The organism is Candidatus Aquicultor sp. (assembly GCA_036504445.1).
Lineage (GTDB): Bacteria > Actinomycetota > Aquicultoria > Aquicultorales > Aquicultoraceae > DASXVE01.
This window is the reverse complement of record DASXVE010000025.1, coordinates 371402-389375: the sequence shown is the minus strand read 5'-3', so window position 1 is coordinate 389375 and position 17974 is coordinate 371402. Positions and strand designations below refer to the sequence as shown.

The 17974-nt window shown below is 50.9% G+C and carries 19 protein-coding genes; 13 read left to right on the top strand and 6 right to left on the bottom strand.

Annotation, left to right across the window (positions count from 1 at the left end; all coding sequences use genetic code 11):
• Positions 1 to 49: 49 nt before the first annotated feature.
• The 6 genes from VGK02_09345 to VGK02_09320 all read right to left on the bottom strand — a co-directional run bounded on the left by VGK02_09345 (position 50) and on the right by VGK02_09320 (position 3258).
• Positions 50 to 766 (bottom strand): roadblock/LC7 domain-containing protein, encoded by a 717-nt coding sequence (locus VGK02_09345; GenBank protein ID HEY3375253.1) that lies wholly within the window; start codon positions 764 to 766, stop codon positions 50 to 52.
• A gap of 97 nt (positions 767 to 863) precedes the next feature.
• Positions 864 to 1244 carry a hypothetical protein gene (locus VGK02_09340; GenBank protein ID HEY3375252.1) on the bottom strand — a complete coding sequence of 127 codons (381 nt, stop codon included), beginning with the start codon at positions 1242 to 1244 and terminating at the stop codon, positions 864 to 866.
• 16 nt (positions 1245 to 1260) lie between these two features.
• Positions 1261 to 1659, bottom strand: a complete 399-nt coding sequence (locus tag VGK02_09335; GenBank protein ID HEY3375251.1) for a hypothetical protein — start codon at positions 1657 to 1659, stop codon at positions 1261 to 1263.
• The gene (locus tag VGK02_09330) at positions 1660 to 1971 is read right to left on the bottom strand and encodes a hypothetical protein (protein ID HEY3375250.1); all 312 of its coding nucleotides are present in this window, start codon (positions 1969 to 1971) and stop codon (positions 1660 to 1662) included.
• Between the two features lie 15 nt (positions 1972 to 1986).
• Positions 1987 to 2763, bottom strand: a complete 777-nt coding sequence (locus tag VGK02_09325) for an ATPase domain-containing protein (GenBank protein ID HEY3375249.1) — start codon at positions 2761 to 2763, stop codon at positions 1987 to 1989.
• A 309-nt stretch (positions 2764 to 3072) separates the two neighbouring features.
• Positions 3073 to 3258, bottom strand: coding sequence for a 4Fe-4S binding protein (locus VGK02_09320; protein HEY3375248.1), 186 nt, complete (start codon positions 3256 to 3258; stop codon positions 3073 to 3075).
• 336 nt (positions 3259 to 3594) lie between these two features.
• Between VGK02_09320 and dnaK the strand changes: the two genes are divergently transcribed.
• The 13 genes from dnaK (at position 3595) to VGK02_09255 (ending at position 17959) form a co-directional block, all read left to right on the top strand.
• Positions 3595 to 5433, top strand: coding sequence for a molecular chaperone DnaK (gene dnaK / locus VGK02_09315; protein ID HEY3375247.1), 1839 nt, complete (start codon positions 3595 to 3597; stop codon positions 5431 to 5433).
• A gap of 13 nt (positions 5434 to 5446) precedes the next feature.
• Complete coding sequence (gene grpE, locus VGK02_09310; GenBank protein ID HEY3375246.1) at positions 5447 to 6019, top strand: nucleotide exchange factor GrpE; 573 nt, start codon at positions 5447 to 5449, stop codon at positions 6017 to 6019.
• Positions 6020 to 6076: 57 nt separating this feature from the next.
• Complete coding sequence (gene dnaJ, locus VGK02_09305) at positions 6077 to 7222, top strand: molecular chaperone DnaJ (GenBank protein HEY3375245.1); 1146 nt, start codon at positions 6077 to 6079, stop codon at positions 7220 to 7222.
• A 51-nt stretch (positions 7223 to 7273) separates the two neighbouring features.
• Positions 7274 to 7666 (top strand): helix-turn-helix transcriptional regulator, encoded by a 393-nt coding sequence (locus VGK02_09300; GenBank protein HEY3375244.1) that lies wholly within the window; start codon positions 7274 to 7276, stop codon positions 7664 to 7666.
• A 143-nt stretch (positions 7667 to 7809) separates the two neighbouring features.
• The gene (gene clpB, locus VGK02_09295) at positions 7810 to 10398 is read left to right on the top strand and encodes an ATP-dependent chaperone ClpB (GenBank protein HEY3375243.1); all 2589 of its coding nucleotides are present in this window, start codon (positions 7810 to 7812) and stop codon (positions 10396 to 10398) included.
• A gap of 282 nt (positions 10399 to 10680) precedes the next feature.
• Positions 10681 to 11265 (top strand): hypothetical protein, encoded by a 585-nt coding sequence (locus tag VGK02_09290; GenBank protein HEY3375242.1) that lies wholly within the window; start codon positions 10681 to 10683, stop codon positions 11263 to 11265.
• Positions 11266 to 11283: 18 nt separating this feature from the next.
• The gene (locus VGK02_09285) at positions 11284 to 12276 is read left to right on the top strand and encodes a hypothetical protein (protein ID HEY3375241.1); all 993 of its coding nucleotides are present in this window, start codon (positions 11284 to 11286) and stop codon (positions 12274 to 12276) included.
• A gap of 8 nt (positions 12277 to 12284) precedes the next feature.
• Positions 12285 to 13037: a hypothetical protein gene (locus VGK02_09280; protein HEY3375240.1), complete on the top strand. Its 753-nt coding sequence runs from the start codon at positions 12285 to 12287 to the stop codon at positions 13035 to 13037.
• Positions 13038 to 13220: 183 nt separating this feature from the next.
• A complete protein-coding gene (locus VGK02_09275) occupies positions 13221 to 13409 on the top strand; it encodes a hypothetical protein (protein HEY3375239.1) in 189 nt (62 codons plus the stop codon).
• 342 nt (positions 13410 to 13751) lie between these two features.
• Positions 13752 to 14702 (top strand): acyl-CoA dehydratase activase-related protein, encoded by a 951-nt coding sequence (locus tag VGK02_09270; protein HEY3375238.1) that lies wholly within the window; start codon positions 13752 to 13754, stop codon positions 14700 to 14702.
• Complete coding sequence (locus VGK02_09265; GenBank protein HEY3375237.1) at positions 14702 to 15817, top strand: hypothetical protein; 1116 nt, start codon at positions 14702 to 14704, stop codon at positions 15815 to 15817. The genes VGK02_09270 and VGK02_09265 overlap by 1 nt, the downstream gene beginning before the upstream one ends.
• A 114-nt stretch (positions 15818 to 15931) precedes the next feature.
• Positions 15932 to 16924 (top strand): acyl-CoA dehydratase activase, encoded by a 993-nt coding sequence (locus VGK02_09260; GenBank protein HEY3375236.1) that lies wholly within the window; start codon positions 15932 to 15934, stop codon positions 16922 to 16924.
• Positions 16925 to 17119: 195 nt separating this feature from the next.
• Positions 17120 to 17959 (top strand): sulfide/dihydroorotate dehydrogenase-like FAD/NAD-binding protein, encoded by an 840-nt coding sequence (locus VGK02_09255; protein ID HEY3375235.1) that lies wholly within the window; start codon positions 17120 to 17122, stop codon positions 17957 to 17959.
• Positions 17960 to 17974 lie beyond the last annotated feature (15 nt).

Genomic DNA, 17974 nt, shown 5'->3' with positions numbered 1-17974 from the left:
ATATACTTATTGATACCTGTGCCGCAAGCGCGACCCCGGCACATACGTTTTAGAGGTGTGTGATCAAATCGTTGGCTTGCTTCTTGATCTCCCAGCGAATTCGCCCGAGCGTTGCCCATTGCGACGCGACGACCACGAGCGCTACATCGTGAACTACCGGCGAGATAATAACCGGCCCGGCATCGTACTCGAGCATGGCGATATCGAGCACGCCTTTACCGAGCTCATCGCCAATTTTTCCAAACACGGCAAAACCCGTCGCGGCTACTGCACTTACCATATCAAACTCGAATTCTATGTTTGATGCATAATCGACGGTAAAGCCGTCACGCGTAATGAGCATTGCGGCAATGACCCCATCCAAATCAAGGAAGCGGTGTAAGATTTGCTGAAGCGGCATAATGTTGGCGGGCTCGTCTTTATTGAGAAGTTTGTCGACCTCTTCTTTTGTTACCAGCTGTTCATCGATATCAACTACTGGCAGCGCTTCTTCGTCCGCATTCGCTCGGGTGTCGTCAAACATTACGGTTTCTTGCAGCGCCTCATCGTCGGGAGTCTCCTGCAGGGCGACCTCCTCGACCTCTTGGGATTCCTTGATCTTCTCCGCAAGCGCCTCGATAATGTTTTTTCTGAGCTCGGCGTCGCTGGGTGCTTGCTGCGGATTATCGGTCGCATGTGCGCCCGGTTCATTAGAGTCCGGTGTGTTGTCGGGCCCGGCACCCTTTAAAAAGACGGAAATCAATTCGGCAAAATCTCGCTCGTCCAAGGCGGACCTCCTATACTTGTTGGGTAAATAAATTTGCCATTTCCTCTAGTTTACTGGCAATTATTAGGATTGCCAAGAGAGAAGGAGCATAGATAGGTTAAGCTAATGCAGTTTCACCTTTAAGCAGCTTGTGTAGCTCGTCTAAAAGACTCGTATCTTCTTCGCTCAATTCCGCAAGCGTTCTGAGAATTGTTTCGCGCTCCGTATCCGGTTCGTAGGCATAGATTGAGGAGCTATCACCATTCTCACAAACCTTCTTCAAAACGCCGTTCTCGGCGAGCTGTTCGGCTTCCTGAAATACCTGTTCTGAACGCCGGCCGATAATGTTTGAGAGGCCGCGCGCCGTATGTATTGAAAATGGGTTTGCCTGATAGAAGTGGATCAGATCCCATTTGATCGGCGAATCCAGCACGTCGATAATGAGCGCCCTTGTATCATCATTTAGATTTTTTACGAGTTTAGCCAGTTTCCTGTTCATCAATAATCCACCGCTATTAATTCTGTTTGTTGTACAGTTCCTCGAATAGACGATATTGTCTAACTAGCCCGATAAGTACAAGTATGAGAAACGCCAGTTCACCCAATACTTGAATATTTTTCAGTACCAATACTATCGGCTTCCAAACTTGCATATTAAATACGAGCCGCTGCGCGAGCATATCAAAGTTAAATGTCGTTGACAAAACCGGTTTATCAACACTATATCGCTCCAAAAAGTTGTGTACGATCAAAACGACAAACGATACGGCGTAGACCGGTACGCTCGGCAACAACCATCGCCAGCTCTCCGCGAGGTCTCCCTCGACTAAAAGCCAGGTTTTTCGTGCGACGGCAGCAGTCGCAATACCAATAACCGCTATAATCAATGCAATTACATCTACTGATGATAACATCTAGGTCCCTCGCTTACAGAGCCCTTTCAAAATTTGGTAGTATCGGAGCAAACCCAGGAATGCAACTGCTACAAAGATAAAGTGGGCAATGTTTGCAAGTAGCGCCATATCAAAGCCGCCGAGTACGGGCAGCCCAAGCTCACTTATAGCCGTAAAGAGCATAGCCAGCGCCAGTATTAGAAAAGCGACGAATGAGTATTTCCAACTCGCCGCAAGATTGCTTGCTACTTTTCGCAAAATACCAAACGACACGGCCGCCGCGGCCGCCGCCAGCAAGAAATTAATCAACTCTACAAACGCCACAAAATACATGTTGTTTACCTTGCATTACCTCTTTTTACGGATTAGCCCTTCTTCAAGAAGTGTCCTCCCGCTTACCGCGCGGGACGGAAATCCCGTCAAAATGCCCTGGTGGCCGGCAAATTTTGTTTCAATATTAATACCACCCTTTGCTATCTCATACTGCCTGATATCTTTAGCATGTTTACTACCGCGTGCCTTAAGGATAGTAAGCGCCGTATCAAGCTCGCTCTCGATCTCGACATAGCGCAGGATGACGATATTATCAACAACAAAACCGATACTTGATTCGAGTGAGCTTGCATGCCCAAAGAGAAGCGGCATCTCACTCGTCAGGATCGTTGTTAACCCCAAGCGTTTTAAGCCGTTGACAAGGCTGTTAAATACTTGACGCAATTCTTGCTGGTCGTTCGTGAGCTGTTCCATTAATGTTACCGAATCGATAACTATGCGTTTGGCATCGGTGTCGGCAACAATACGGTCGATAAAACCGCTTTCTTTCTCAAGCTCGCTTTTTAGTACGGCAGGCGAAGTAAAGATAACCTTGATTTTACCTTCCGCCTCGTACTTCTTAAGATCCCAGCCAAGGTTGTGCATGTCACGGTAGATAGTCTCAGGAAATTCTTCGAATGTGACAAAAATGCCCGGCTCATTAAACTGCACGGCGCCATTATAGATGAACTGCGCGCCGAAGGTCGTTTTTCCAGTGCCGGGCGGGCCGGCGATGACGGTTGAGCTGCGCTCGTAAAGACCACCGTCGAGCAGCACGTCTAGTCCTGGAATTCCACTTGATATCTTTCTCACTCTAGCCCCCATCTCCAATGCATTGAGATGCAACTTCTGTCGATACCAGTCAGCTTTCCGGGCCGCATGAGTATCTGCGTGCAGCATCGTACGGTACAATAAAAACTATACCTGGTATAAACAGGGATATCATATAGTGTACATGATACAACGCACAAGAGCAAAGTGTATCTCTCGCGCTAAAGTGCATTGCGTACATGTAAAGCGATGCAAATTGCAGACCGGGGCCGGGTTGTATAAATGCAGTAGCGGGTAGGCAAAAAAAGCGCCAGCAAAAGCCGGCGCCGCTGTTATTATCTTCTACTTCAATTAATCTTCGTCAACCTCGATAGCTTCCATCGGGCACTCTTCGGCACAGGAGCCGCACGCCGAGCAATCGTCCTCGTTAACAGCTTTCGCAATGTCATTGACGAGCTCAAGTACGCCGTTCGGGCAACTATCCACACAGGTTCCGCACCCTGAGCACTCATCAGCATTAACTACTGGTCTAGGCATAAAAAACTCCTCCTTAGAATCGGCATCGAATTGCACTAATCCTCTTATACAAGACTCGTTGGCGATTGTAAAGAATTTTACGCGAAGGTCTTAACAAATAATGGATTATTAGAATCAACAAGGTTTATAGTATAAGCTTTTTAAGACGGCTTCTTTTACTTAAGAAGCCGTCTTCGACCTACAGTTCTTACAATTACTCCTAACCGCACCTGCCTTTTAGGCAAAAAAAAAGCTATAAAGTTACGGTATATATCAACCGATATGCTAAAAAACTTGACAATATCACACTTAGATTATATAGTTATACTTAACTAAAAGCGTAAGGAGTGTTGCACAATGGCTAAAGCACTAGGCATTGACCTGGGAACAACCAATTCATGTATGGCGATTCTCGAAGTCGGCGAGCCTAAGGTTATCGCTAATGCCGAAGGCGGCAGGGTTACCCCGTCGGTCGTTGCATTTTCTAAGACCGGCGAAGTTCTGATGGGCGATGTCGCAAAGAGGCAGGCGATCACAAACCCGGATCGCACGATTGCAAGCGTAAAGCGTCACATGGGCACAAACTGGAAGATCGATATAGACGGTAAAGACTACACGCCGCAGCAAATCTCGGCATTTATCTTGCAAAAGCTGAAACGAGATGCTGAGGCGTATCTAGGTGAACCGATAACACAAGCGGTTATCACCGTGCCGGCATATTTTGAGGACGCGCAGCGCCAGGCAACCAAAGACGCCGGTAAAATCGCCGGTCTTGAAGTGCTTCGTATTATCAACGAGCCGACTGCGGCCGCACTGGCCTACGGCCTCGACAAGGAGCACGACCAGACCATTCTGATCTTCGATTTAGGCGGCGGCACGTTTGACGTCTCAATTTTGGATATCGGCGATGGCGTGTTTGAGGTACGGGCAACCGCAGGGGACAACCACCTCGGCGGCGACGACTGGGACCGCATTATCCTCGATTGGATGGCCGACGATTTTAAAGCGAAAAACGGTATCGACCTTCGCAACGATAAAATGGCGTTACAGCGTTTGAAAGAGGCCGCGGAGAAAGCAAAAATGGAGCTTTCGACGACGATGACCACAAGCATCAACCTGCCGTTCATAACGGCGGATGCCAATGGCCCGAAACACCTCGACATGACGCTCACGCGCGCCGAGTTTCAGAAAATGACGGGTGACTTGCTGGACCGCTGCCGTAAACCAGTCGAGCAAGCGATGAAGGATGCGGGTGTGGGTCTTGGTGATATCGACCACATCATCCTCGTCGGCGGTTCGACCAGAATGCCGGCGGTTGTAGATATGGTAAAAGAGCTTACCGGAAAAGACCCGCATAAAGGCGTTAATCCTGATGAGGTTGTGGCGGTCGGCGCCGCGATCCAAGCGGGCGTGCTGATGGGCGAGGTTAAGGACATCCTGCTCCTCGACGTCACCCCGCTCACCTTGGGTATCGAAACCATGGGCGGCATCTTCACCAAGATGATCGAGCGCAACACTACGATCCCGACGAAAAAGAGCGAGATCTTTACGACAGCGGCCGACGGCCAGACCAGCGTAGAGATTCACGTCCTTCAGGGCGAGCGCGAGATGGCGGCGTATAATAAGACGCTGGGCCGTTTTCACTTGGTCGATCTTCCGCCGGCGCCTCGCGGTATACCGCAAATCGAAGTTGCCTTCGATATCGATGCCAACGGTATCGTTAACGTACACGCGAAGGACAGGGCGACCGGCAAAGAGCAGCGCATAACCGTCACCGGTGCGACCGCACTTAATAAAGACGAGATCGACCGGATGGTTAAGGAATCGCAGGCTCACGCTGATGAGGACCACAAGCGCCACGAGGAAGCCGAGGTTCGAAACAATGCCGATAGCCTCGCATATGCGACAGAGCGTACGCTCAAAGATATGGGCGATAAGATCCCGGCGGCCGATAAGGAAGCGGTCGAAAAGGCGATTGAAGAGACTAAAGATGCGCTGAAAGGCTCAGACGTTGAGCGTATCAAGAAAGCCCACGAGACGCTTCTTGAACAGTCGATGAAGATCGGTCAAGCTGTCTATGGGCAGCAGGCTGCAGGCGAAGCCGCAGCGGGTAATGGCCAGCAGGCCGAAAGCCAGGGCGACAATGTCGTTGACGCCGATTATGAGGTTGTAAGCGAAGACGGCGAAGAGAAGTAGGTTGAGGTGATTAATGGTGCCGAAAGATGAAACTACGAACGACCACGTAAGCGCACACCACGGCGATACACCAGAAGCTGGCAGTGATATGGCGGCCGAAGCACCTGACACGGGAACCGAGACTCTAGAGGAACTCAACGAGCGCCTCGCCAAATCGGAAGCCGAAGCCACCGAGTATCTCGATATGCTCAGGCGTACCCAAGCGGAGATGGATAATTTCCGCAAGCGGATGATGAAAGAGCATGAACGGGTGATTGAGTGTGCGGCTGAGGGTATCGTAACCGAGCTTCTGCCGCTTATCGATAATTTGGAGCGAGCGCTCGATTCGGCGCGTGCCGGCGCTGAGCGTGAAACGCTTGCGGGCGGCGTCGAGCTGATTTATTCGCAGCTCATGACGATTCTCGGGAAGCAAGGCGTCTCGGTTATAGACCCGGGCGGCGTGGAATTCGATCCGCAAGCACACCAGGCCGTTATGCAGGTCGAGAGCAGTGAGTACGGCGAAAACGTTGTGGCAGAGGTATTGCAGAAGGGTTATGAGCTAAACGGTAAACTGCTTCGCCCGGCGATGGTGAAAGTTGCAAAATAGTGAAAGGCCAAGGTCGCGTGCGACACTTGGCCTTTTTATATAAACACGGTGGTTACTATGGATACCAGTAGAGCACGCAGGGATTTTTATGAAGTCCTCGGGATAGGTCGAAATGCGACGCAGAAAGAAATTAAAGCGGCGTATCGGAAGCTTGCGCGCAAGTATCATCCCGACGTCAACAGCGGCGATAAAGAAACCGAAGAGAAGTTCAAAGAGATAAGCGAAGCCTATGATGTGCTTAAAGATACTGAAAAGCGCAAGCAGTACGATGAGGTAGGTCGCTTCGTTGGCGGTCAGGGTGCGGGGTTTAACCCGGGCGCCGGTGGGTTCGATTACTCGACATTTGACGGTAATTTCGGAGGATTTTCCGGTGCGAACGGTTTCTCCGCCGGGGGATTCGGCGATCTGTTCGATCTCTTCGGAGGGGCATCCTCGGGAACGAGGAGCGCGAACGCGAGAGCGAAAGGCGCCGACATTACATATAACGTGCATTTAGCGTTTGACGAAGCCCTGCATGGAAAGACCGTGCAGTTTCACATTACTCGTGAAGAGGCATGCTCGACATGTAAAGGCACCGGAGCCGCCCCCGGCGGGTCGCGTACGGTGTGCCGCACATGCGGTGGTAACGGGATAATCTCCGACAACCAGGGTTTCTTTGGAATTACCCGTACCTGTCCGACGTGCGCCGGTACGGGAACGGTTATCGACAAGCCATGTAACGTATGCTCGGGCAGCGGCCGGGTTTTGCGAAAGGCGACCGAGACGATCAAAATTCCGGCGGGCGCAGCTGACGGCGGTAAGTTGAAGTTTAAAGGCCGGGGTCAGGCCGGGGTTAACGGCGGCCCGAAAGGCGACCTCTATATCATCACCAAAGTCGCGCCGCATCCGTTCTTTAAGCGTAAGGGAAGCGATGTGCTTCTCGAGGTGCCGGTTACCTTTACAGAAGCAGCTCTTGGGGCGAGTATCGAAGTGCCGACGGTAGACGGAATGGTATCGCTCAAAATTCCGCCGGGAACGCAAAACAGGCAGACGTTCAGGTTGCGGGGTAAAGGCGCCCCGAAACTTAAAACCGAGAGTAAGGGCGATATGCTCGTAACGGTGCGAGTCGATGTGCCAAAAGAGCTCTCCAACGACGAAAAAGAGATGCTGGTAAGATTCGCGCATAGCAGGCAAGACGATCCACGACGAATCTTTAAGAAGTAAGGCATCGTCCGTGCGGCGGCCGCACCGGTGCCAGGTATAGGTGGAGTGAGAATGATGTACGACGAGCCGGTCTATATGATCAGCGTTGCAGCAAAGCTTGCAGGGATGCACCCGCAAACCTTGCGCATTTATGAGCGCAAAAAATTAATCCACCCGAAACGCACCCCGGGTAGCACGCGCCTGTACTCTCAACGCGATGTCGATCGTTTGAAACTTATACAGGTGCTCACCCAGGAGCTGGGGGTAAACCTTGCCGGCGTTATCAAAATCTTCGAGCTACAAGACGAGATCGAGGGCCTTCAGGGGCTTATCGGCCAGCTTGAATCAAAACTCGATGGTTTGCAGTGCGCGCTCGAGGACGAGGTAAGCAAGATCCAGCAGAACGCGCTTGTCCCGATGCCGCACGGTCATATTGTGCTGCGCAGAGCGAGGAGACAACGCTAAATCCGCTAATCATGCACGTCAGGCAAAATGTCTATAAAGTCAATAGACTTAGTAGACTTTTAATACCATAAAATCGATAGTATTAGAAACCTTTAGCAGATATTCCACCAGCCTTATTTGACTGGTAAAAGAAGGTGGATAAGGTGAGATTAGATAAATTCACGATAAAATCTCAGGAAGCGCTGGGCGAAGCTCAGCATCTTGCGGAAGCGGCCGGGCACGCCCAGGTCGAGCCGGAGCACTTGCTCTTTGCAATGATCGGGCAGCCGGACGGCGTGGTCGTGCCGATCCTGCAAAAGCTTGCCGTGAGCCCGGATGCGGTAGTAACGGCCATCGAGAAAGAACTCGGGCGCAGGCCGAAAGTAGCCGGCGCGAGCGCCGCGGCTTACGTTTCACCAGAGCTGAAAAGTGTTGTAGATACCGCTTTCGTCGAGGCGGAAAATCTTAAAGATGAATATGTGAGCACCGAGCATTTGCTCATTGCAATTGCGGCAGGCGACGGCATCGCGGGCAAAATCCTGCACTCGTTTGGCGTTACCAAAGATATGGTGCTGAAAATATTGGTCGATGTGCGCGGCAACCAACGCGCAGCTGACCAGAACCCGGAAGAGAAATACCAGGCGCTTGAGAAATACAGCCGTGACTTAACCAGGCTTGCAAGGATTGGTAAACTCGACCCGGTTATCGGGCGCGACGACGAGATACGCCGTATCATCCAGGTACTGTCCCGGCGCACGAAAAACAACCCGGTGTTAATCGGTGATCCCGGTGTGGGCAAAACCGCGATCGCGGAAGGGCTTGCCCAGCGCATCATCGCCGGCGACGTGCCGGAAGGTTTGAAAAATAAACGGGTGGTCGCGCTCGATTTGGGCGCGCTCATCGCCGGGGCGAAGTACCGCGGCGAGTTTGAAGATCGCTTAAAAGCGCTGCTGAAAGAGATTACGAGCGCAGGCGGGGAGATCATCCTGTTTATCGATGAGCTCCATACCCTAGTCGGGGCCGGCGCCGCCGAAGGCGCAGTCGATGCGGCGAACTTGCTGAAGCCTGCGCTGGCGCGCGGGGAGCTGCGCGCGGTCGGGGCGACGACCATCGATGAGTACCGCAAATATATTGAAAAAGACGCCGCGCTTGAGCGCAGGTTCCAGCCGGTTGTTGTGGGTGAGCCGAGCGTGGAGGATACGATCGCGATTCTTCGCGGCTTAAAAGAACGCTACGAGATACACCACGGCGTGCGCATCACCGATTCAGCGCTGGTTTCCGCCGCAGTGCTCTCAAACCGGTATATTACCGATAGGTTCTTGCCTGATAAGGCAATTGATTTGATTGATGAGGCGGCCTCGATGTTGCGCATTGAAATTGACTCGCTTCCGACTGAAATCGACGAGATCGAGCGTAAGATTAAGCAGCTCGAGATCGAGCGGCAGGCGTTTAAAAACGACAAGAGTAAAGCCGCGCTTGCCCGCCATGCCAGCATTGAAAAAGATCTCGCCGATTTGAAGGAAAAGGTCTTTCACATGCGGGCGCACTGGGAAAACGAGAAAAGCGTTATCCAGGAGATTCGCGCGCTCAAGGAGCGCATCGAGCAGGCCAAGGTCGACGCTACAAACGCCGAACGCACCGGTGATCTCGCCCTGGCCGCAAAACTGCGCTACGGCGACATACTGACCTTTGAAAAAGACGTCGACGAGCGAAACAAACGGCTTCTCGAGCTGCAAAAAGATACGAAGATGCTCAAAGAAGAAGTCGATGAGGAGGACATCGCCGAAGTCGTCTCCAAGTGGACCGGTGTGCCGGTGTCGCGCATGCTGGAGGGCGAGATCGCCAAGCTGGTGATGATGGAGAACCGCTTGAGGCTTCGCATTGTCGGCCAGGATGAGGCGCTTGCGGCAGTGGCGAACGCGATTCGCCGGGCCCGCGCCGGCCTGCAAGACCCGAACCGGCCTTTGGGAAGTTTTATCTTCCTCGGGCCGACCGGTGTCGGCAAGACCGAACTCGCTAAGGCATTGGCCGAGTTTCTCTTCGATGACGAGCGGGCGATGATCCGCATCGATATGAGCGAGTACATGGAAAAACACACCGTCTCGCGGTTGATCGGTGCGCCTCCCGGCTACGTCGGCTACGAGGAGGGCGGCCAATTAACCGAAGCGGTCCGCCGCCGCCCGTATGCGGTGGTGCTCCTCGATGAGATCGAAAAAGCGCACCACGATGTCTTTAACGTGCTCCTGCAAATTCTTGACGACGGTCGCTTAACCGACGGCAAGGGAAGAACGGTCGATTTTAAGAACACGATCGTGATTATGACGTCGAACATCGGCAGTTCCTACATTCAGGAAGTTACCGACCGAGAGGAGCTTAAAGCTAAGGTTGAGGAAGTAATGAAGGCCAACTTTAGGCCTGAGTTCTTAAACCGCGTTGACGAGGTCGTCATCTTTAATCGCCTTGCGCTGGCCGACATCAAGAAGATCGTCGATATCCAAATCGAGCAATTAGCAAAGCGCGTGGCGGAGCACGGCATCAAGCTGGAGTTGAGCGATGCGGCAAAAGAGCTTATCGCCAACGAAGGGTTCGACCCGGTCTTCGGGGCGCGCCCGCTTAAACGGGTTATCCAACGGCAAATCCAGGATGGTCTGGCGATGAAGATTCTCGAAGGTCGCATCAAAGAAGGCGATACGGTTGTGGTCGACGTGCGCGACGGCAAAATCGGGTTTGAGGCGCAACGGGTAGCCGTGTAATACAATAAGGCCGAATTGACATTAGCGAACACGCGCATAGTTATAGCTGTTATATGAGTAAGCAGGCTAGGGGATATTACGTACTGTAAATATCCCCTAGCAGTATAAAGTAACCTATTTACAAATTAGCACTCTCATGTTATGATTGCTAATAGAGCTGCTAGAACACCCCAATATTTGATTTTCCGCTCGCTCTGTCTTAATGAACTATGTTTCGATAGTGAATTATACACATAATAAAAGCGCTATTTTCTATGCATCAACGAATCGAGGTGAGAACAAATGTACATGGTTGATGAGAAAGATAAGACGACCATCCTGTTGAATTTGCTAAATGAGCGGTATAACGCATCTCATAAAATGCGTGAGCGTAGCCAAGCTTTTGCGATATGGATTCTCGGTTTTGGTGTCTCAGTAACATGGATCTTACTCAACGGAAAAGGCCTGATTATAGCACAGCGTATTATTCTTACGATATTTGCCGTGCTTATTGCAGTATTGGCCGGTTTCTTTTTGCGTTCAATAGAAGTCGGGTTTCATAAGAATCGAAGGGTGATGTCACAGCTCGAAACAATTCTCGGTTGTTATGAATATGGTCTCTATTGCGATAAGGCGCTATACCCCGAAGAGTATGCACACTTTAAAGAACATCATCAGAAAGAGAAAACGAGGCTCGAGAGAGTCTCGATTTATTTTCGCTCGCATTTTGGGTCGCTTTACGTTTGGATTACCGTCATCACGATGGTCATCTTACTCATGTTATGGGTAACCCCGCTACAGAAGAGTGGCCAGGAAAAAAATGCTAAGAACATGGTAAGCGTTAATAAAGCTGAACGTCTTCATATAAAACGTGCGATGCCAGAATAACGGAAGGAGAAATGCATCATGGCTAATTGTCACTCAGAGTTTCAAGATTTTTACAATGCAATTACACTCTCGTCAACTAAAAAAGATTACCTAAAGAGCGGTCGTAAAGGAGTCCGTGAGAAAATTAAGAAACACTTTAAAGACTCATTAGAAGTAAAAGTGCCAAAGTTTCATGGCCAGGGATCATACGCTATGTCAACAATCGTTAATCCTATTGATAGTGAGTTTGATATTGATGACGGCGTCTACCTGCAACATTTCGCCGATAATCAGAATGAATGGCCAACGTCCGAGACGGTCCATGGCTGGGTTTATAAAGCGATTGAGAATCACACCAGCGAGAAACCAGTTGATAAGAAGAAATGCGTCCGTGTTGTCTATAAGGGCGACTATCATGTTGATCTGCCAATTTACTGTATGTGCGCCGATATTCCATATCTGGCAGTCAAAGGTGTCGGTTGGATAGCGAGTGATCCAAGAGCCTTGACTAATTGGTTCCTGGACGAAGTAAAAACGAAGACTGATCAGCTACGGAAAGTCGTGCGGTACCTAAAAGCATGGGCTGATGATCAGTCCTGCAAAATGCCATCCGGTCTAATACTCACCGTTCTGGCAGCTAATCATTTTTCGAGTTCCACAAGGGATGATGTCTCGTTTGTGAGTACTGTCAAGGCGATCTATAACCAGCTGCGGTTCTCGGAGATAATCTACAATCCTGTAGACTCGACAGAGCGTTTGAGCGATAGGATCGCTGAGGCGCAAATGAAGAGCTTCAAAGAAAAGCTCGAAAAGCTTATTGAGCGTGCTGATGATGCGCTCACACAAGATAATTCCACTGAAGCATACAAGGGATGGAATAAGGTGTTCGGCAGTAGATTCGTAGTGCCAGGTGATAAGAAGTCTAATAGAATTACATACCCTGTTGCTGGTACAAGCAGACCAAAGCCGTGGGGCTTACTATTGTCACTACTTGGTGGGGCCTTGCTAATTTTGGGTTTTAAGAGTAGGTAATAAATACCATGAAGCTGAAGATGGAACCCTGGTATAAACGTGAGGAAGAATTCTATCGTGCAGAACGAACGCTTGTCGAGGGAAAATTTCCAACACTTTACTGCCAAGAAGAGCAAGGTAGAGTAGTGTTAGTCGGCGTTCTGCCCCTTGATGGCACAGTCGAGGGGCTATATATACAGGATTCGTATAGAGTAAGAATTGAATTCCCGGACGATTATCCTTACGCTCTCCCAGGAGTTTATGAGGTCGGGGGTCGCAAAGAGAAAGTTATGCAAATCTGGAAACTAAACAATAGCGCGAACCTGCATTACTTTCGTGAAGGCAAGGCCTGCCTTTGCTATGCAGCAGCAAAAAAGCGTTATTGTAATAGGAACACAACAATAGAAACGCTACTAAACGAACTCATAATATGGTTTTTTTACGAGCAGAGCTATTTCGAAAAAACCGGTAAGTGGCCTGCTGGTGAGTATGGCCATGGATTTATTGGCACAATGCAATTCTATCGTGAAGAACTTCAAGTCGAGGATAACTCATTGATCATTAGTAGCGTTAAGTTTCTCGCAACGAGTGATGCGATTAAAGCAGATACGCCGTGCCTTTGCGGTTCAAGAAAGCTGATCAGCAAGTGCCATCCGAGTCTTTATGTTAGGCTTCGTGCATTACGACCGCTAATAGATCAAGATATGGCGATGTATGATCTTGCCCTTTTAGTCCAGGGAAGATTTGAAGTTCGAAATCTGTTTTATCCAGAACGATATTAGGACCAGCGAAACAAATTTCACAATAAGAGCACTAGAACGCCGTAATTAGAGATGCGGATGCAAATATTAATGTCTAGGTGAAACATCAATAGTATGATAGACCCATGTGCCAGAGCATGAGCACTCGTATTGGCTGAGGTTGGCAAATAGTGGGTATATATACTGTGTAAGGAGGTGGCGATAATGGCCGCTAGAATGCAGCGTGCCCCGTTGTGGAGCTTGGTTTATGCGGTTCTTGCCATTGCCACCATGCTGGTTGTAGTACAGCTTCTGGGGATCGTTGCCTTCTCGAACGCACTCATAAGCATTCTATACGTACTGGTGTTCTTTGCACTCATGGCGACGGTATTTCACCTGGCCCGGCTAATCTAATACAGGGAGTTAACGCTCCCTCTTTTTTTACGATAGACGCATTAGTTTGCATTACATGCTTACCTTCGCATGCCGCTTCAGCGCTTATTTCAACTGCATTGATCTCAGCCAAGTACGCTCAAATGCCGGGTAAGCGGTTATAACCAGATAATACGTTGTGTTGCTATTTAAAATATAGTACGCGAGTTTTAAAAGTATCGAGAGCGGGTATGTTCAGGACAAATCACCCAATAGGCGTTTGCTTGCAAAATCGCTAAGCCGGGCATGAAGCGGCTTTCTCTTCAGGGGGGGAGCCTGCTGCATCATGCCTTTAGTATATGGGGGTGTTTCGTAAGGGTGAGTGTGACCGTAGGTGTTCCACAAGCGTTGTTGTATTACAAGTACTATCCCTTATGGGAATCGTTTTTGCACGGCTTAGGAGCCGAGATAGCCGTGTCCAATCCGACGACGAAGAAGACGATTAATTTGGGAACCGCCGCCGCCGAAAATGAGCTTTGCTTGCCGGTTAAGGTGTTTTTCGGACACGTCCTCGATGTAAAAGATTGCGTTGACGCGCTGTTTATCCCACGGGTTATAAGTGTTGAGAGCGGTGCGTATACGTGCCCGAAGTTTTTGGGCTTGCCCGACCTTGCGAAAACCGCGGACACGGCGCTACCACTGATACTAGAGCCGGAATTCAATGCGCGCTTGGGCACCCGTAAGTTCTACCAAGCAATATTGGATTTCGGCAAGTTCTTTACGAATAAGAAATCCCAGACAATCCGCGCCTGGATGGACGGGGTCACCGCGCAAAAGGCGTTCCAAAAGAAACTCGAAGCGGGGCTTACCCCGGTTGAAGCAATCGCCGGCGTCGAGCCGCAACCCGCTCGAGGGGGGCTAAAAATAGGGGTCGTCGGGCATCCGTATAACGTTTACGACTCGTATACGAGTTTGAATCTGATCAAGAAGCTTCGCGGCTGGGGTGCCGACGTTACCACGACCGAGATGATCCTGCCGAAAACTCTCGAGCACGAGGCGGATCGCTTGCCGAAGCGCCTGTTCTGGTCTTACGAAAAGGAAGTGGTCGGCGGGGCGCTTCACTGGATTCATAAGAAGAACGTCGATGGTATCATCTACGTGCTCTCATTTGCCTGCGGACCGGACTCGCTTATCCAGGTGCTTCTTGAATCCGAGGCGAAAAAGCACGGCGGCACGCCGCTGATGTCGCTCGTCGTCGACGAGCACAGCGGTGAAGCGGGTCTCATCACGCGAGTTGAAGCGTTTATCGATATGCTTAAATGGAGGTCGATGTAGTGAAGATTACATTTCCTCGCATGGGAAAGCTCGATATGGTGCTCTCAGATCTCTTTAATCGCAGTGGCATCGATTACATTGTGCCCCCGCAAACCAGCGCAAAGACGCTACAGCTCGGATTGCGTTACTCTCCTGAGTTCGCATGCCTGCCGCTAAAAATCACGATCGGAAACTTTATCGAGGCGCTCGAACAGGGGGCAGATACACTGCTTATGGCGGGCGGCGTCGGGCCGTGCCGCTTCGGTTATTACGCTGAGATACAGCGATGCGTACTCGAAGACGCCGGTTATAAATTCGACATGATCGTACTCGAACCGCCGGCCGCCGGGTGGAAGCTCTTTGTCGATACGCTGAAGCTACTTGCACCGGGAAAATCAGTGTACCAGATTTGGCGGCTGGTCCGGGTCAGCTTTAAAAAGGCGCGCATGATGGATGAGCTCGAGAAATACACGCTTAAATATCGCTGCTACGAGCTTCACCAAGGCGACAGCACGCGGGCGTATAAAAAGGCGCTCGCTATAATCGATGCCGCATATAGTGAAGCCGAGATCGATGCGGTGTGTGAAGAAGCGTTCGCTGTACTCGAAGGTGTTGAGAAAGACATGGAGCGCGACGTCTTAAAGATGGGTATAATCGGCGAATTTTTTATCCTGCTCGAGCCGTTTATTAATTTCGATGTCGAGGAGTGGCTTGGCAATATGGGCGTATCTCTTGATCGCTCGGTTTACGTCACCGATTGGATCAGCCCCTCGACGAAGAACCCGATTATGGGAATCTCCGACGAGGAAATCGCACAGGCGGCAAAACCGTATCTGAATCACTTTGTCGGCGGCGAAGGTTTGCCCAGTGTTGGCCATTCGGTGATTTACGGGTGCGAGGGGTTTGACGGCATTTTGCATCTCTTCCCGTTTACCTGCATGCCGGACACTATCGCCAAGTCGATACTGCCGCAGGTCAGCAGGGATTTTGACATCCCATCGATATCCTTTGTCATCGACGAGCAAACCGGTCGCGCCGGAACGCTGACGCGTCTCGAAGCATTTCTAGATCTGCTCAATAGCAAGAAAACGCACAAAAGAACAGGTGCAACCGCCGAGTTTGCGCTGAGCAAGTAGTTGGCAGAGAACACACCCGCGGGCAATTGCGGGTGCGGATATATTTAAGCTTATCGAGTAAGCGTAACTAATAACTAATGTGTACGCTGTTGTTGATATAGGAGGAAAGCACGCATGAGGGGTTTCTTGGGGATCGATGTCGGTTCGGTCAGCACGAATCTGGTGGTAACGGACGAGCGCGGTGACATCGTCAACTATATCTATATCCGAACGAAAGGCCAGCCGATCGTGGCGGTAAAAGACGGTATGCGGCAGCTCGCCTTGGAAATCTCCGATGATGTCGAGCTAGCCGGTGTCGGCACGACGGGAAGCGCCCGGTATCTGAGCGGAGTGATGGTCGGTGCCGATATCGTCAAGAATGAAATCACGGCGCACGCGGTGGCGGCAAGCCACGTGGTACCGCAGGTGCGAACGGTGCTCGAGATCGGCGGACAGGATTCGAAGATCATTTTGTTGCGCGACGGTATTGTCGTCGATTTTGCAATGAACACCGTCTGCGCTGCCGGAACCGGTTCGTTTCTCGATCACCAGGCAGCCCGCCTCGGTATCCCAATCGAGGAGTTTGGCGATTATGCTCTTAAATCGTCTGCGTCGTGCCAGATTGCCGGGCGCTGCTCGGTGTTTGCCGAGTCGGACATGATTCACAAACAGCAAATGGGCTACCGTATGGAAGATATAATTTACGGCCTCTGCCAGGCCTTGGTGCGCAACTACCTCAACAACCTGGCGAAGGGGAAGGACCTGCTGGCGCCGATCGTATTTCAAGGCGGCGTCGCGGCAAATGCCGGCATGAAGAAGGCGTTCGAGGACGCGCTTCAGGCAGAGGTCACAATACCCAAGCATTATCATGTTATGGGCGCGCTCGGCGCCGCCCTCTTGGCACGGGCATCGGTACGGGATAAAGCCACCAACTTCAAAGGCTTTGAGGTCGCCGATATCGATTACCAGACGCGAAGTTTTCATTGCAAAGGGTGCGAGAACAACTGTGAGATCGTAAAAATCCAGGTAGCAGGCAAAGCGATTGCCTGTTGGGGCGGCCGCTGCGGCAAGTGGGACGTTCAAACCCCCGAAGAGGCCGAATCGCTTTTGCAGGGCGCCGGAGTGTAGCCTGCTATCCCATTTATCCGCTCTTTACATTATGAGGGGTGTATGCCTAAATCCTATATAGGTAGTGGCTTACACCTTGAGAAATCCTTGACAACAACTGGTGTGGTGGCTAATCTAAAAAGGTAATAGACATTGTATCAATAATTACATTGTTATGGTGCGATTTTAGGTGTTACAAGGGAGAGGAGTGCAGTAGTGGCGAATAAGATTTTAAAGAAACAGGCGCTGCGGTCTGATTTGTTTTTCTTCACGGTCGCGGCTCCGGAGATTGCCAAAAAAGCCAAGGCTGGGCAATTCGTAGTTGTTCGCGTCGATGAAGAGGGCGAGCGCATTCCGCTCTCGTTGGCCCGCATTAATCCCGAAGAGGGGACGCTTGGTTTAGTCGTTCAGACGGTCGGCGTAACCTCGACAAAGTTCTCAGAGCTCAACGAGGGCGATAGCCTCTCGGACATCGCCGGCCCGATGGGCCACCAGACACCTATCGAAAACTACGGGCGCGTTGTGCTGGTCGGCGGCGGTTTTGGTGCCGCTCCGATGTATCCGATCGGCAAGGCGCTCAAAGAGGCGGGCAATACAGTAACTTCAGTTATCGGCGCACGTTCCGCCGATCTTCTAATTTATGAGGATGAACTCGCTGAGTTTAGCGATCAGGTTCTCGTTTCCACCGATGACGGCAGTAAGGGGCACAAAGGCCTGGTTACTGAGGTCCTCAAGCAAGAAATCGAGACCAATGGCGCCGATTTTATAATGGCGATCGGGCCGGCAATCATGATGAAGTTCGTCGCGCTTACCACGAAACCCTATAACGTGAAAACGTTTGTCAGCTTAAACCCGATTATGGTCGACGGCACCGGCATGTGCGGCGCCTGTCGTGTTTCCGTCGGTGGGCAAACCAAGTTCGGCTGCACCGACGGGCCGGACTTTGACGGCCATTTGGTCGACTGGGATCTTTTAATGTCGCGCCAGCGCACATACTTAACTGAGGAAAAAGAGGCAATGGAACGCCATGAGTGCAACTGCGTTCACCATAGCTAGGGTAAAGGTGGGAGA

Excerpts from the sequence above, each read along its gene's own strand:
- dnaJ (HEY3375245.1), top strand. The coding sequence starts at position 6,077 with ATGGATACCAGTAGAGCACGCAGGGATTTTTATGAAGTCCTCGGGATA.
- VGK02_09320 (HEY3375248.1), bottom strand. The coding sequence starts at position 3,258 with ATGCCTAGACCAGTAGTTAATGCTGATGAGTGCTCAGGGTGCGGAACC.
- VGK02_09275 (HEY3375239.1), top strand. The coding sequence starts at position 13,221 with ATGGCCGCTAGAATGCAGCGTGCCCCGTTGTGGAGCTTGGTTTATGCG.
- VGK02_09330 (HEY3375250.1), bottom strand. The coding sequence starts at position 1,971 with ATGTATTTTGTGGCGTTTGTAGAGTTGATTAATTTCTTGCTGGCGGCG.
- dnaK (HEY3375247.1), top strand. The coding sequence starts at position 3,595 with ATGGCTAAAGCACTAGGCATTGACCTGGGAACAACCAATTCATGTATG.
- VGK02_09260 (HEY3375236.1), top strand. The coding sequence starts at position 15,932 with ATGAGGGGTTTCTTGGGGATCGATGTCGGTTCGGTCAGCACGAATCTG.
- VGK02_09280 (HEY3375240.1), top strand. The coding sequence starts at position 12,285 with ATGAAGCTGAAGATGGAACCCTGGTATAAACGTGAGGAAGAATTCTAT.
- VGK02_09335 (HEY3375251.1), bottom strand. The coding sequence starts at position 1,659 with ATGTTATCATCAGTAGATGTAATTGCATTGATTATAGCGGTTATTGGT.
- VGK02_09340 (HEY3375252.1), bottom strand. The coding sequence starts at position 1,244 with ATGAACAGGAAACTGGCTAAACTCGTAAAAAATCTAAATGATGATACA.
- grpE (HEY3375246.1), top strand. The coding sequence starts at position 5,447 with ATGGTGCCGAAAGATGAAACTACGAACGACCACGTAAGCGCACACCAC.
- VGK02_09290 (HEY3375242.1), top strand. The coding sequence starts at position 10,681 with ATGTACATGGTTGATGAGAAAGATAAGACGACCATCCTGTTGAATTTG.
- VGK02_09285 (HEY3375241.1), top strand. The coding sequence starts at position 11,284 with ATGGCTAATTGTCACTCAGAGTTTCAAGATTTTTACAATGCAATTACA.
- VGK02_09300 (HEY3375244.1), top strand. The coding sequence starts at position 7,274 with ATGATGTACGACGAGCCGGTCTATATGATCAGCGTTGCAGCAAAGCTT.